We start from the raw sequence: 14,654 nt of genomic DNA, 5'->3' as shown, positions 1-14,654 counted from the left end.
TGGATGGAGGCTTGGACGCCGCCAGCGGAGGCACCCCGCTCCCGCCTGCCGACCCCTTCGCGCCCGGTCCCCTCGGCCCGGATCAGTTGCGGGAGATCCACGCCTACTGGCGGGCCGCGAACTACCTGTCGGTCGGGCAGATCTACCTGATGGACAACCCGCTGCTGCGCGAGCCCCTGACGGCGGAGCAGATCAAGCCGCGGCTCCTCGGCCACTGGGGCACGACGCCGGGACTGAACTTCATCTACGCCCACCTGAACCGCGTCATCCGGCAGCGCGACCTCGACATGCTCGCCGTGTGGGGGCCGGGCCACGGGGCGCCGGGCCTCGTCGCCAACGCCTACCTGGAGGGCACCTACAGCGAGACCTACCCGGACGTGGCGCAGGACCTCGACGGCATGACCCGTCTGTTCCGCCAGTTCTCCTTCCCCGGGGGGATCCCGAGCCACGCCTCGCCCGAATTGCCGGGTTCCATCCACGAGGGGGGCGAACTCGGCTATTCACTGGCGCATGCCTTCGGGGCGGCCCTCGACAATCCGGACCTGACCGTCGCCTGCATCGTCGGCGACGGCGAGGCGGAGACCGGGCCGCTGGCCGCCTCCTGGCACGCGAACAAGTTCCTCGACCCGCGCCATGACGGGACCGTCCTGCCGATCCTGCACCTCAACGGCTACAAGATCGCCAACCCGACGCTTCTCGCCCGCATCCCGCAGGCGGAGCTGCGCAGCCTTCTCGTCGGCTACGGCTACGAGCCGGCCTTCGTCGAGGGCCACGAGCCCGCCGCGATGCACCAGGCCATGGCGACGGCTCTCGACGCGGCCTTCGACGCCATCGCGGCGATCAGGAGCGCCGCCCCCCGGGGCAAGGTCGAGCGGCCGCGCTGGCCCATGATCGTGCTGCGCAGCCCGAAGGGCTGGACCGGCCCCGAGACCGTCGACGGCAAGCCCGTCGAGGGGACCTGGCGCGCGCACCAGGTTCCCGTCGCCGCCGTGCGGGACAACGCGGACCATCGCGCCATCCTGGAAGCCTGGATGCGATCCTACCGGCCCGAGGAGCTGTTCGGGCAGGACGGCGCGCTGGTGCCGGAGCTCGCGGCACTGCCCCCGAAGGGCCGCCGGCGCATCTCGGCCAACCCGCACGCCAATGCCCACACGAGCGCGCCCCTACGCCTTCCGGACCTGCGCCGCCTCGCCGTCGCGGTGCCCGAGCCAGGCCGGGTCCGGGCCGAGGCGACCCGCGTGCTGGGGACCTACCTGCGGGAAGTCCTGATCCTCAACGCGGAGGCCCGCAACTTCCGCATCATGGGTCCCGACGAGACCGCCTCGAACCGCCTCGACGCCGTCTTCGCGGTGACGAGCCGGGCGTGGCAGGAGGCGATCCTGCCGGGCGACGACCACCTCGGACGCGACGGGCGCGTCATGGAGGTGCTGAGCGAGCATCTCTGCGAGGGCTGGCTCGAAGGCTACGTCCTCACCGGCCGGCACGGCCTGTTCGCGACCTACGAGGCCTTCGCGCACGTGGTCGATTCGATGGTGAACCAGCACGCCAAGTGGCTGAAGTCCGCGCGCGAGCTGCCCTGGCGCCGGCCGGTCCCCTCCCTCAACATCCTGCTGTCGTCGCACGTCTGGCGCCAGGATCACAACGGATTCAGCCACCAGGACCCGGGCTTCATCGACTTCGTGGCCAACAAGCGCGGCGACACGGCGCGCATCTACCTGCCGCCGGACGCGAACAGCCTCCTGTGCGTCATGGACCACTGCCTGCGCACCTACGACCGCATCAACGTGGTGGTGGCCGGCAAGCAGCCCGCCCTGCAATGGCTCAGCCCGGACGAAGCGGCCAAGCACTGCGCGGCCGGCGCCTCCATCTGGAATTGGGCGACGAACGAGGGCGAGTCCGAGCCCGACGTGGTGATGGCCTGCGCCGGGGACGTGCCGACGATGGAGACCCTCGCGGCCGTGGACTGGCTGCGCCGGCATGTTCCCGAGCTACGGGTCCGGGTCGTCAACGTCGTCGACCTGATGACGTTGGCGTCGCGCGAGATGCATCCGCACGGACTCGACGACCCGACCTTCGACAGCCTCTTCACGCGCGACCGGCCGGTGGTGTTCGCCTATCACGGCTATCCCTGGCTCATCCATCGGCTGACCTACAAGCGGACGAACCACGGCAACTTCCACGTGCACGGCTTCATCGAGGAAGGCACGACGACGACGCCCTTCGACATGTGCGTCCTGAACCGGCTCGACCGGTTCCATCTCGCACAGGCCGCCCTGCAGGCCGCGCCGCGGCTGGGCGCCCGGGGGGAACACGCCCAGGAGGCGCTTCGGGACGTGCTGGCGACCCATCGCCAGCACGTCTGCCGGACCGGCGACGATCTGCCGGCGGTCCGGGACTGGGTCTGGCCCGAGGGCCCCGCGCACGCCGACCGGCGCCGGATCGAGGCGGACCTGATGCAGGGCGATCCGCCGGACAGGCACGAGCCCCCGGCCGGCGAGACCGTCGACGGCTGGACGGTCCTGCCGGAAATCGAGCAATGATCCTCGTCCTCAACGCCGGCTCCTCCAGCCTGCGCTGCGCGTTGTTCCGGTCCGGTGCGGATGCCCCGGTCTGGCGCGCGCACGTCGCCGACATCGGAAACGCCCCGCGGCTCGCGGTGGATGGCCTCGCCCGCGACGACGAGCAGCCCCCGGCCGGGGACCATCCCGAGGTCGCCCGGTGGCTCTTCGGACGGCTGCCCGCCGCGCCGACGGCGGCCGGGCACCGCATCGTCCACGGGGGCTTGCGCTACGCCGCGCCGGTGCGCCTCGATGCCGAGGTGCTCGCCGACCTGGAGACGTTGGTCCCGCTGGCGCCGGCCCATCAGCCCCAGGCGTTGGCCTGCATCCGGACGGTGACGGAGACCTGGCCTGGCCTGCCGCAGGTCGCCTGCTTCGACACCGCCTTCCATCGCACCCAGGACCGGCTCGCCCAGATCTATCCCCTTCCCCGCGCTCTCCTCGACGAGGGCTTCATCCGCTTCGGCTTCCATGGCCTCTCCTACGCCCACGTCGCCCGGCTTTGCCCGCAGGGCCGGGTGCTCGCCGCCCATCTCGGGCACGGGGCCAGCCTCTGCGCCATCCGGGACGGGCGCAGCGTCGCCACCACCATGGGCTTCACGACGCTCGACGGGGTGATGATGGGCACCCGCAGCGGCTCGGTGGATCCGGGCCTGGTCCTGCACCTGATCCGCGAGCGCGGCCTGTCGCCCGATGCGGTGGCCTTGCTCCTCAACGAGCGGTCGGGCCTCCTCGGGGTCTCGGGGATCAGCGACGACGTGCGGGTGCTGGCGGCGAGCCCAAGTCCCGATGCGCGGGAGGCCCTCGACCTGTTCGCCTACAGGATCGTGCGCGAGGCGGGCTCGCTGATCGCGGCCCTCGGCGGCCTCGACACCCTCGTGTTCACCGGGGGCATCGGCGAGCACGCCGCCGAGGTCCGCACCGCCGTCTGCCGCGGACTGGGGTTCGCAGGCGTGGCCCTCGACGCGGACGCCAACGCCCGTGCCGCGGGCGCCATCGGGGCCCGCGCCTCCCGCGTGCAGGTCCGCGTCGTCTCCGCCGACGAGGAGCGCGAGATCGCGGTCGCGACCGGAGGCTCGGTGCACGGGGGCCTCGAGGGGCGCGCGGCCTGGGCGCCGGCCCTCGCACATCCGGCGTCCAGACTTTAATTATTCCAGATAAGATCTGTCCCACGTCGGAGGCGGCCGGCGCCGTGCAGTCGAGATGACGCCCAACACGAAGCCCTCACCGTCCGCCAGCTCAAACGGTATGGCGGGTGCAGGCTCTACGACCCCGAGAGCCGAGCCTACCTGGCGCCCGAGGACCTGGAGCGGCTGATCCGCCGCGGCGTCAGGATCAGCGTGCGCGAAGCCGGGTCGGGTCAGGACGTCACCCACGAGGTCGTTCCCCCGAATCTCCAGTGAGCGGCGGGCCGAAACCCCGCACGGGCCGCGCGCCACCGCTCACCGCCGATCTCGCTCCGGAGCGGTCGCTCCCGAGGCCCGGAGCGACCGGCTCCATCGCCGCGAGCCGCCCGCCTTCCCCCCGTGGGAACCCTCGGCGTCAGGTCTGACGTCCAGCGCCGGCGCGGTCGACGCGGGCGACCATGAACGTGCGGTAGACCCCGTCGTCGGCATCACGGATCGAGACGTAGTCGCCCGGAACGAAGGCGTGCGTGCCGAGGTGGTAGCCCGGCTCGTCGTCCTCGTTCGTCCAATCCTCGTAGTCGATCAGCCAGGTCGCGCCGCCCTCCCCGCCGGCCCGGTGAACGAGGCGACCGTCGCGGTCGCGTTGGCCCGCCCAGAAGCGGCGCACACGGCAACTGTCGCGGGTCTCGCGCCAGAGAGCGGGATCGAGGTGCCCGTCCGGTCCGAGCGGCACGACCATCTCGTAGCCCCGGGCCACGCTGCCGTCCGGAAAGTCCGGGCAGCGGGCCAGAGTCAGGGTCACCCGATACAGCATCCCCGGCAGGGCGTGCTGTCCGGGAGGCTTGCCGTGTCGCTGGTCGGATGGGGAGGATCCCTGTGTCCCATGAGGCATGTCCCGTCTCCTCAGCGCAGGGCGACGATGTGATCGACGACGGTCCGGACGCCCGGTACGGACCAGGCCGCCTGCTCGGCGGCATCCCGTTCGATGCCGACCGTGACGGCCCCCTCCAGGGTGACCCGGTCGCCCTCGACGCTGACCTTGATCGCGTCCGCCTCGAACAGGGCGTTCCGCCGGAACGCCTCCAGGATCTTCGCCTTGACCGCCGTCGGTTGCACGTCCGGCCTGACCTCGACGAGGTTCGTCACACCGAAGACGCCGGAGAGCTTGCGGACGGCCGCCTCGGCGCCCATCGCCTGGTACTGCCAGGGCACCGCCCCGGTGAGCGTCACCCAGCCCTGCGCGACCTTCACCTGGATGGCGTCCTTCGGGAGGTGGACGGACCAGTCGAGGATGGCCAGGGCCCGCGCGGCGATCTGATCGTCCTCGATCTTCTTGGCGTCGGGAAGGCGAACCTGGATCTCCTGGGCGATGGCCCGCACGCCCTTGACCCGTTTCGCCGCGCGCTCGGCCTCCACCTTCTCGGCATAGCTGCCGACATGCCCCGTCAGGGTCACCACGCCGTTCGAGACGGCGATGCCGATCTCGGCGGCATCCAGGCTCGGGTCGAAGTCGAGCTCGTCGAGCACATCGCGGCGAAGATCCTTGTCGGTCATGGCGTCTCTCCCGTCTGCTGTCGTGAGGAAGTCCGGACCAGGATGACGCGCCCTACGCGGAGGAGCCTTGATCCAGCGCAAGCCCGACGCGCTGTTCGGCGCGGACGAAGGCGATGCAGCGCTCCATTTCCCGGCGCAGGTTCGCGAGGGGCTCGTCGATGCCGCAGGCACGAAGGTCCGCGCGAAGGCGCGCGAGCAAGGCGTCGTCGTCGGACACCACGGCTTCCTCGGCGAAGGACGTGACGTAGGCGGAGGCCGCGTCCCCGGTCAGGTGCATCCGCTCGGCCGCCCAGGTCGCCAGCAGGCGATTGCGGCGGACACGCGCCTGGAAGCGCAACTCCTCCTCGTGGGCGAAGCGGCTCTCGAAGGCCCGCTCGCGCTCGTCGAACGTCGTGTTCATCGGATGCCTCACCTGTCGGGCCACGTCGGGCCACGTCGAAACGGCTCCCTCACTCTCGCCCCGCCGGGATGCGCGCACCTTGAGGCAGATCAAGGCCCGGCGGGCGGCGTCCGGCACGGCTCTCCACCACGGTCCCGAGATGCCGGAGTGCGGTCGCGAGCGGGGCATCGCCGGCCGGATCGATGCGGGCATCCTCGACGATGCCGTTCTGCAGGGACGTGGCGTCCCCGTCGGGATGGCCGGTCGGCACCGCTTCCTCGTCCCGCGTCGTGACATCGCCATCCTGCGCGACCACGAGGTCGGGCTCGATGCCGCGTCCCTGCACCCTTCGGCCCGCCGGCGTGACGAACCAGGCCGTCGTCAGTCGCAGGCCGCGTCCGCTGCGATGGAGATACGTCGTCTGGACGGCACCCTTTCCATAGGTGCGCGTCCCGACCAGGGTCGCGCGTCGGTGGTCCTGAAGCGCGCCGGCCACGATCTCGGCCGCGGAGGCGGTGTCGCCGTCCACGAGCACCACCAGGGGAAGCCCGTCGACGAGGTCCTTGCCGCCGCGGTCGAGCGCGAAACGCTCGACGTCCCCGGGGCCGCGTCCCACCAGGCGCACGATCTCTCCCCGCCCCAGGAACGCCCCGGCGACCGCCACGGCCTGCACGACGAGACCGCCGGGGTTCCCGCGCAGGTCGAGGACGAGACCCGTGATCGCCTCCGGACCGATGTGAGCCTGGAGGCCCGCCACGGCCTTGAGCAGCCTCCCGGTGGTGAAGTCGTCGAAGTGGTCGAGCCCGACATAGCCCACGGTGCCCAGAAGACGCGTGCGGACCGGGTGCAGGGGAAGCCACTCCCGTGTCAGGGCGACCTCGGTGGCGGCCTGTCTCTCCGAAAGGCGGACCCGCAGGTGCACGGCGGTTCCAGGATCACCGCGCAGGAGGTCGACGATCCCGGTGCGGTCGATGGTGTGGACGGCCCTGCCGTCGATCCGCTCGATAATCGTTCCGGCGTGCAGACCGGCCCGGGCCGCCGGGGCGCCGGGCAAGGCGGACCGGACGCGCCCGCCTGCCTCGACCGTCACGCCGATCCCCGCGTAAGTCCCGGTATCCTCCTCGTCGAACGCCTGAAGCTCGGCCGCGGTCACGTATCCCGAGTACGGATCCAACGATGCGACCATCCCGGAGATCGCCGCATCTACGAGCTGACCGTCGCGGCGCTCCTCCGCCGCCTTCGCGCGGATGGCATGGAACGCCGCTCCGAAGACGCTGAGGGCTTCGTAGAGACCGCCGGGCGTATCCCCGGTCCTTTCCCCGGTCTCCCGCCGGGCGTCCGGGGATGCCGTGCACGCCAGGAGGGCGGCGGCAACGCCGGCGAGGCCGGCCAGCCAGCGGGAGCTGTGGCGAACCCGGCGAGGGATCCCCCGTCGCGCGGGTTGGGCGTCGTTCGGGCCGGGCATGGGCTGGCCTCGGGATGGGCAGGCCTCGGGATGGGCAGGCCTTGGGATGGGCAGGCCTTGGGATGGACAGGCCTCGGGGAAGGCATCCGCGAGACTGCCCAGGCCACGGTCACCCCTGCCTTGAGATGGATCAAGGTTCCCGGCTTCCCGTGCGGACAGGGTCTGCGCCTGTTCGCAGCGGAGCACCGCATGACCTGGCGCCTGTCCCTCGGAGCCGCGGCGACCCGCGGGGCACGCCTCGCGGTCGGCGACGAGGGGGGACGGACCGCCGATCCCCGAACGGTCGGGAATGCGACGTCCCTTCGGGGATGGCGCGAGGCTGCCGGCGGTCTCGCGCCGATCCGGATGGCCATCGTCCATCCCTGCGATGCGACCTCCCTCCTGGGTGCGATCGCGGCCTGGGAGGCGGGTCTGATCGAACCCGTCCTGGTCGGACCGGAGGCGCGGATTCGGGCGGTCGCCGCCGAGGCTGGCCTCGCGCTCGATGGCTTCGAGCTCGTCGACGCGCGGCACAGCCATGCGGCGGCCGAGACGGCGGTGGCGCTCGCGCGTACCGGGAAAGTCGCCGCCCTGATGAAGGGGGCGCTCCATACCGACGAGATGATGCAGGCCGCCGTCCGAAAGGCGGGGGGTCTGCGAACCGAGCGGCGGATGAGCCACGTCTACGCGCTCGACGTGCCGTATCATCCCAAGCCGCTCTTCATCACGGACGCGGCGGTCAACATCGCCCCCTCGCTCGATGACAAGCGCGACATCGTCCAGAACGCCATCGAGCTCTGCCACGCCCTCGGCATCCGGGAGCCGAAGGTCGCGGTTCTCTCCGCCGTCGAGACCGTCAACGCGCGGATCGTCTCGACCGTCGATGCCGCCGCGCTCTGCAAGATGGCTGAGCGGGGCCAGATCACCGGTGGCATCGTCGACGGCCCCCTCGCCCTCGACAATGCGGTGTCGGGACCGGCGGCCGCGGCCAAGCACATCGTCTCACGGGTCGCGGGCGATGCCGACGTGCTCGTCGTGCCGGACCTCGTGTCGGGGAACATGCTGGCCAAGCAGTTGGTGCACCTCGCCGGCGCCGAGGCCGCCGGCCTGGTTCTGGGCGCGAGCGTGCCGATCGTCGTGACCAGCCGGTCCGAGGGCGAACCGTCCCGGGTGGCGTCATGCGCCATGGCGCGTCTCAGCGCGCCCCACCGCTGCATCGGGTCTGGCACCGTCCGTCGATCCGCCGACGGGCCTTGATCCAGATCATGGCCCCGGCCGACGGCCGCGGCACTGGATCGACATGCCCGCCAGCCCGGTCCCCGCGGGGCCGCGGTCCGGTGCGGAGGATTCCCGAGCCAGACGGAGATTGCGATGTCCTCCCCCACCGAAGAGCCCGACCCGTTCGACCCCTTCGGCATCGTCGCCGCGACGGACGAGTGGTGCGGCCTGCTGAAGGCTGCTGAGGAACTCCGGAACGTCGACGGGGAGATGATGGAGACGATGCTGGAGGCCGGGGCGCCCGGCCCGGCCTCCCTCCGGCTCGGGCGCCAGCACGAGGCGCCGCGGCATCGCGGACCCGCGGCGACGCCTGAGCCTCGACCCCGTAGCCAGGCAGCGGCAACAGCTCGCGGCCATGCGGGCCCTTGAGGCGGGCTGCTCGGACTGTACGGAACGCAGCCGCTGCGCACGCGAACCGAGGGCGGGAACGCCACCCGGCGCCCACCGGGCGTTCTCTCCGAACGGCTCGCGCTTCGACCGGCGGCAGTCCGTTCAACCCGTCCGCTCGTCCATCTCTCCGTTGCGGTGCCCCGGGCCGTGAGAGGCGGCAATGCGCCCGAACGCGCTCAGCTTTGGGCTTGCAACGGTCATCGCCGCGGCCCCGGTTTCGACAGCGGTCGGCTCGGTCCGCCGGCTCGGGGCAGGCCTCGTGTCACCGACGCACAGACGTATCGTACGCGGCTATCGCGAGCACCGGCATCGTCGCTGCGCCCGGCACCGAGGTCACGACCGCTGCCGTTGAAGGCCTCTGAGCCTTCTTGGGCGAACGGAGCGTCCGGTGCCTGTGGCCGGCTCCATTTGCCTTCTCGGGGAATCCGCGCGTCCGAACGCAGGCCTCGGGCAGTCCTTCGATGCTCACAGCGCCCGATGCCGATCCGCTTGGACGTTGACGCGGATCAACGCCCGGCCGGCCGACCATCGGGAGACTGGGACGGGGCGGACCAGACCGGGCTTTCAGATGGCATGCGATCAACCTCACCGCAGCCCCAGGACGGCCTGCGATCCGGCCGTGGCGCCTCACGGTCCCGAACGCCCGTTAATCGCGCACGGATCTGCCCGGCAGGACATCGGGGGCGCGCCTTGGAACCCGCGCACCGCACCCCGTTCGACGCCGGCTGGGAAGGAGGGCGCCCATGCCGTGCCGAGCGGGGACGTTCCAGAGATGTTCGGAACGTGCCAGAGCGCGGGCCTGACGGACGCGGAGGCCCGGCGACGGCTCGCCCGCTTCGGCCCGAACGTGATTGCCACGAAGGAGAAGGCCGGCGCGCTCGCCCTGCTCCTGAACCAGTTCATGAGCTCGGTCGTCTCCCTGCTCGCCGCGGCGGGTGCGCTCTCGCTCTACTTCGGCGACTGGCAGGAGGCGACCGCGATCATCGCGGTGCTGGCCATCAACACCGGCCTTGGCTTCTCGACCGAACTGAGGGCGGCGCGGTCCGTCGAGGGGTTGCGGGCGCTCGGGACGCGCTCGGCCCGCGTGCGCCGCGACGGGCACGCACGGGTGCTTCCCGCTGAGGATCTCGTACCGGGGGACATCGTGTTGGTCGAAGGCGGCGATGCCGTCCCGGCCGACATCCGGCTGGTCGAGGCGTCGAACCTGGGCGCGGACGAGTCCACCCTCACGGGCGAGTCGGTGCCCGTGGACAAGGCGCCGGAGCCGGTCGCCCCGGACGCGCGGCTCGCCGAGCGCACCTGCATGCTGTTCCGCGGCACGCTGATCACGCGCGGCAGCGGCCTCGGTATCGTCGTGGCGACCGGCCTGGGAACCGAGCTCGGCGCCGTCGCACGCCTCGTCGCGCAGGCCGAGCCGGACACCTCGCCCTTGGAGCGGCGCCTGGAACGTCTGTCCCGCCAGATGGTCTGGGTGATCCTGGCGCTTGCCCTCGTCCTCGCGGGCCTCGGCGTGGCGACCGGCAAGGATCTCCGCCTCATGACCGAGGCCGGCATCGCGCTGGCGGTCGCGGCCATCCCGGAGGGCTTGCCGGTCGTCGCGACCCTGGCGCTGGCGCGAGGCATGTGGCGGATGGCGCGGCGGAATGCGTTGATCGAGCGCCTGTCGGCCGTCGAGACCCTCGGCGCCACCACGGTGATCCTCACCGACAAGACGGGCACGCTCACCGAGAACCGCATGACGGTGCGGTGGCTGTCGGTGACGTCGGGCGAGGCCGACCCGACCGATCCGGGCTCCGCCGCCGCCGAGACCGGACGGTTGCTTCGCGTCGCGGTCCTCTGCAACGACGCCTCCCTGGGGCAGGATTCCCAGCAGGGCAGCGGCGACCCGATGGAACAGGCGCTGCTGCGGGCGGGTCGCGCCGTCAGGCTCGACCGCGCGGCACTCCTGCGCGACCGGCCGCTCGTGGGGAAGCACGCCTTCGATGCGGGCACCCGCATGATGGCCACCGTCCATGCCGTCGAACCGGGCCACTGGGTGGCGGTCAAGGGGGCCCCGGAGGCCGTTCTGGCCGCCTCGCGCTCGGTCGGTGGCGCGGAGCGGGACGTCCCGCTGGACGACGGCGCCCGGGACCTGTGGCGGCGTCGCGTCGAAGACCTGGCCGCGCGGGGCCTGCGGGTCATTGCCTGCGCGGAGCGGTCGGGGGGCGCTGCGGGGGGCCATCCCTTCCGGGACCTCACGTTCCTCGGTCTGGTCGGGCTGGAAGACCCCGCCAGGTCGGACGTTCCGGAGGCTCTGGCCGCCTGCCGCGCCGCGGGCATTCGCGTGGTCATGGTGACCGGCGACCACGCCGTCACGGCCCTCAGCATCGCGCGCGCGGTCGGGCTCGCCGGCCGCGGGGACCGCGTCGTCGAGGGCGGCAGCACCGGCGAGATCCCGGGCCGCCTGGACGAGGTCGCGGTCTTCGCGCGGGTGAGCCCCGCCGAGAAACTGTCCCTGGTCAGGGCGTACCAGGCGAAGGGCGAGATCGTCGCCATGACGGGCGACGGCGTCAACGACGCGCCGGCGCTGAAGCAGGCGGATATCGGCGTGGCGATGGGGCGGAGGGGGACGGACGTGGCGCGTGAGGCGGCTGCCATGGTCCTCATGGACGACGCCTTCCCGACCATCGTGGGCGCGATCCGCGAGGGGCGGATCATCTTCGACAACATCCGCCGCTTCGCCGCCTATCTCCTCGCCTGCAACCTGAGCGAGGTGATGATCGTCGGACTCGCCATCGTGTCCGCCCTGCCGCTCCCCATCCAGCCGCTGCAGATCCTCTACCTCAACGTCGTGACCGACGTCTTCCCGGCCTTCGCCCTGGCGATGTGCGAGGGACGGGACGACATCCTCGCACGACCGCCGCGCGACCCGCGCGAGCCCATCCTCGGACGTCCCCAATGGGTGCGGATCGTCCTGCACGCCGCCGTTCTGACGGTCGCGACCTTCGCGGGGCTGGCGGTCGCCGAATCCTGGTTCGGCCTCGACCGGGCCTCCAGCGTGACCGTGACCTTCCTGACCCTCGCCTTCGCGCAACTCTGGCAGGTCTTCAACATGCGGGCCTCCGGCGCGAAGCCATTTCGCAACGAGGTGACGCGCAACCCCTGGGTCTGGGCCGCCCTCCTTCTCTGCGCGGTGCTGCTCGTCGGCCCGGCTTACGTGCCCGCGGCCGGGAAGGTGCTCGGCCTCGTGCCGCCCGACGCGACCATGTGGGCGATCATCCTCGGCGCGAGCGTCGCCCCGCTCCTGCTCGTCCAGGTCGGGACGATGGCCAGGGGCGCCCGCGGACCCGTCGGCAGGACATGACGGCCGCCGTCCCGGCGCGATGCCCAGGCGACCCGACCGGCCGGCGTTGCGATGGATCAACGCGGGACCGAACCGCGGTGCGAAACTGGGTCCGTCAAAACGCCCGGAGCCCCGCATGTCCCGTCCGCTCTCATCCCCGCACGCCGAGATCCGCGATGTTCTCGTGTGCCTCACCGAGGAGGGCCGCGGCGACGAGGCCGAAACCGCTCTGGCTTACGGACTTTCGCTCGCCGCCGCGACGCGCGCCCACCTCACCGTCCAATCCGCGGCACGGCGCCTGGCCGTGGTCGCCGGCGGGGCGTGGGGGTTCGTGAACGACCTCGTGGCGACCGAAAACAGGCGGCTGCGCGGCCTCGCGCAGGCCCTGGCCGAATGCGCCGTGGCGGACGCCGCCAGCGTGGGCGTGACCTGCACGGCCGAGGCGCCTTACCTTGCCTACACGGACCTGGTCGCGCGGCTCACCGCCCGCGCGCGGCTCGCGGACCTGACCGTCCTCGATGCCGAGGCGAGGGAGCTCGATCTCGACCGCGACCTCATCGACGGGATCCTCTTCCGGAGCGGGCGACCGCTCCTCGTGGTTCCGCCCGGCTGCGAGACCTACGCCGCGCGGCGGATCCTCGTCGCCTGGGACGGCAGCGCCCGGGCGGCCCGGGCGGCGAACGACGCGCTGCCGTTCCTGCGCGCGGCGGAGCTGGTGGAAGTCGTGTCCGTCGTCGGGGAGAAGGACCTCTCGACCTCCGCGGCCGGCGCCGAGTTCGCCCCGCACCTCGCGCGGCATGGCGTGACGGTTTCCGCGGTCGACGTGCCGGTCGTCGGCGACGTCGCCGAGACGCTCAGGGTCCGGGCCGGCGAGATCGGCGCCGACATGCTGGTGATGGGCGCCTACCGGCATTCGCGCCTCCAGGAGTGGTTCCTCGGCGGCGTGACTCAGTCCCTCCTCAAGCGCAGCCCCTTGCCTCTGTACCTGTCCCACTGACCGGGGCGCCTTCGGCGGACGCAAGCAGGGCCCCACGCAGGACGGCAGGGATCGCGGAAGCCGGCATGGGCTCGGACTAGATCGCCGCGGCCCGTCGCGCTGGGGATGGGTGGGCACGCGATCTCGCGCGCATCGCCGTCTCGGCCGGCTCGGCCGTCCTCTTCGCGGCCGGTCGCGCACCGAGATGGAAGGGGGGATCGCCTGTCACCGATGCGGATCTCGCCGCCGAGCGCGCCATCGGCGGCCGGCTTTCGGAGCGATTCCCGAGACTGCCCATCGTCTCCGAGGAGCGGATTGCCGCGGGGGACATCCCGGCGACGGGGCCGCGCTTCGCGCTCGTCGCCCCCGGGACGGCACATCGCGCGCCGGCGCTCGGTCGTCGAGACGTCGAGGTCCGGGACGTGCACGGCCCGCTTCAGCTTGAAGACGCGTCCGTTGCCGCGAAACACCGCGGAGATGTGCGTGCGCAGGCGGTCGACCGTTCGACCCGGCTGCCGTTCGGCCTCTCCAACGCCCCGCCGTCAGTGCGTCGGTGACGGCTGCACGGAGCCGCGCTCGCCCGAGCCGCTCTTGCCTACCTTCTTGCCGGCACGCACGATCAGGGCCGCGAAGGCTGAACGCCGGATCTTCTTCTTGGAGACCTTTGGCCAGCGCTCGCGAACGGCCGCAATCAAGTCCTTGGCCTTCATCCCGGGTTTCACGACCTTCACGATCCTCCGGCTGATAGTCGATGTCGATGGCATGATTGGCGCTCCCTTCAATTGGTCGATGTTTCTTCGAGGCGAATTCTTCTTCGTTGATCTGCGTCAAGCCATGCCTGAACGTCGCGTGCGGCTCATGCCTTGCGGCGAGGAACCGGTCAGTCCTCGACGACCCGGCGAAGGCGCGCACGGCGCAGGCTGACCTGACGTCCGCCGGCACGCAGCAGGGCGCCGGCCTCCTCGAGCTGCGACAGGGTCCGCGACACGGTCTCGATGGTCAGGCCCAGGTAGTCGGCGATGTCGCGCCGCGTCATCGGGAGCAGGAACGTCCCGGTGCCGCCGAGCCGTTCGTCGACCTCGATCAGGAACGTCGCCACCCGTTCCACGGCGGAGCGGCGGCCGAGAAGCAACATGTGGTCCTGGGCGTGACGCAAGCCACGGGTGGCCATGTTCCAGAGGTGGCAGGCGACCTCGGCGTTGCGGGTGGCGGCGCGCTGTATCCCCAGGCGCCGGAAGATCAGGACCTTCGTGTCCGAGAGGGCCTCGGCCGAGTGCCGGTGGGTCTGGCCCTGCTCGAAGCCGAACAGGTCGCCGGGCAGGTGGAAACCGGTGATCTGGCGCCGACCGTCGCTGAGGACCTTGTGGGTTCGGACCGCGCCGTCGGTCACCCGGTAGACGAACTCGGCGTCCTCGCCCTCACCGTAGATCTCCTCCTCGCGGCCATAGGCAAACGGTGTTCCGACGATCTCGGGGCAACCCGCGAAGAGGACGCCCTCGCGGCCGATGGCAACCGGGACGTTCGCGGGGGTGAACGACGGAATGGGTCGCGTCATCTCTGTGGCCATGGATCGACTCCTCGTCCGGATCGGATGAGGGGGAAGTTGGCCGCGCCGTCGCCGGAGGG

Annotated in this window: 13 protein-coding genes; 7 read left to right on the top strand and 6 right to left on the bottom strand. The window is 71.7% G+C overall.

Annotation, left to right across the window (positions count from 1 at the left end):
- Positions 1-11 precede the first annotated feature (11 nt).
- The 3 genes from ASG63_RS18950 to ASG63_RS26870 are packed head-to-tail and all read left to right on the top strand — an operon-like array spanning position 12 to position 3,961.
- On the top strand, positions 12-2,540 hold the full coding sequence (locus tag ASG63_RS18950; protein WP_056220080.1) for a phosphoketolase family protein: 2,529 nt from the start codon (positions 12-14) through the stop codon (positions 2,538-2,540).
- On the top strand, positions 2,537-3,706 hold the full coding sequence (locus ASG63_RS18945; RefSeq protein WP_082559399.1) for an acetate/propionate family kinase: 1,170 nt from the start codon (positions 2,537-2,539) through the stop codon (positions 3,704-3,706). The genes ASG63_RS18950 and ASG63_RS18945 overlap by 4 nt, the downstream gene beginning before the upstream one ends.
- Positions 3,707-3,715: 9 nt before the next feature.
- The gene (locus ASG63_RS26870; RefSeq protein WP_082559409.1) at positions 3,716-3,961 is read left to right on the top strand and encodes a polyhydroxyalkanoate synthesis regulator DNA-binding domain-containing protein; all 246 of its coding nucleotides are present in this window, start codon (positions 3,716-3,718) and stop codon (positions 3,959-3,961) included.
- Positions 3,962-4,100: 139 nt separating this feature from the next.
- Here the strand turns inward: ASG63_RS26870 and ASG63_RS18935 are convergent, their stop codons facing one another.
- From ASG63_RS18935 to ASG63_RS18920, 4 genes are read right to left on the bottom strand one after another with little or no spacing between them, the layout of a single operon-like run.
- The gene (locus ASG63_RS18935) at positions 4,101-4,577 is read right to left on the bottom strand and encodes a hypothetical protein (RefSeq protein ID WP_200941273.1); all 477 of its coding nucleotides are present in this window, start codon (positions 4,575-4,577) and stop codon (positions 4,101-4,103) included.
- Positions 4,578-4,588: 11 nt separating this feature from the next.
- Positions 4,589-5,239 (bottom strand): BON domain-containing protein, encoded by a 651-nt coding sequence (locus ASG63_RS18930; RefSeq protein WP_056220072.1) that lies wholly within the window; start codon positions 5,237-5,239, stop codon positions 4,589-4,591.
- A 52-nt stretch (positions 5,240-5,291) separates the two neighbouring features.
- Positions 5,292-5,639, bottom strand: a complete 348-nt coding sequence (locus tag ASG63_RS18925) for a DUF1476 domain-containing protein (protein WP_056220069.1) — start codon at positions 5,637-5,639, stop codon at positions 5,292-5,294.
- A 49-nt stretch (positions 5,640-5,688) separates the two neighbouring features.
- The gene (locus tag ASG63_RS18920) at positions 5,689-7,083 is read right to left on the bottom strand and encodes a S41 family peptidase (protein ID WP_082559398.1); all 1,395 of its coding nucleotides are present in this window, start codon (positions 7,081-7,083) and stop codon (positions 5,689-5,691) included.
- Positions 7,084-7,272: 189 nt separating this feature from the next.
- Here ASG63_RS18920 and ASG63_RS18915 point away from each other — a divergent pair, with 189 nt between their 5' ends.
- From ASG63_RS18915 to ASG63_RS18900, 4 genes are all read left to right on the top strand, one after another.
- Positions 7,273-8,319: a bifunctional enoyl-CoA hydratase/phosphate acetyltransferase gene (locus tag ASG63_RS18915; protein ID WP_082559397.1), complete on the top strand. Its 1,047-nt coding sequence runs from the start codon at positions 7,273-7,275 to the stop codon at positions 8,317-8,319.
- Positions 8,320-8,433: 114 nt separating this feature from the next.
- Complete coding sequence (locus tag ASG63_RS26600) at positions 8,434-8,709, top strand: hypothetical protein (RefSeq protein WP_244479973.1); 276 nt, start codon at positions 8,434-8,436, stop codon at positions 8,707-8,709.
- 769 nt (positions 8,710-9,478) lie between these two features.
- Complete coding sequence (locus ASG63_RS18905; protein WP_274534747.1) at positions 9,479-12,073, top strand: cation-translocating P-type ATPase; 2,595 nt, start codon at positions 9,479-9,481, stop codon at positions 12,071-12,073.
- 115 nt (positions 12,074-12,188) lie between these two features.
- Positions 12,189-13,049, top strand: a complete 861-nt coding sequence (locus ASG63_RS18900; RefSeq protein WP_056220066.1) for a universal stress protein — start codon at positions 12,189-12,191, stop codon at positions 13,047-13,049.
- A 521-nt stretch (positions 13,050-13,570) separates the two neighbouring features.
- Here ASG63_RS18900 and ASG63_RS25550 read toward each other — a convergent pair.
- A complete protein-coding gene (locus ASG63_RS25550; RefSeq protein ID WP_156394254.1) occupies positions 13,571-13,738 on the bottom strand; it encodes a hypothetical protein in 168 nt (55 codons plus the stop codon).
- 170 nt (positions 13,739-13,908) lie between these two features.
- Complete coding sequence (locus ASG63_RS18895) at positions 13,909-14,595, bottom strand: helix-turn-helix domain-containing protein (protein ID WP_056220062.1); 687 nt, start codon at positions 14,593-14,595, stop codon at positions 13,909-13,911.
- Positions 14,596-14,654 lie beyond the last annotated feature (59 nt).

The sequence above is a fragment of the Methylobacterium sp. Leaf94 genome (genome assembly GCF_001426045.1).
Classification (GTDB): Bacteria; Pseudomonadota; Alphaproteobacteria; order Rhizobiales; family Beijerinckiaceae; genus Methylobacterium.
The sequence above is the reverse complement of the archived record's forward strand: the minus strand, read 5'-3'. Positions and strand labels throughout refer to the sequence as shown.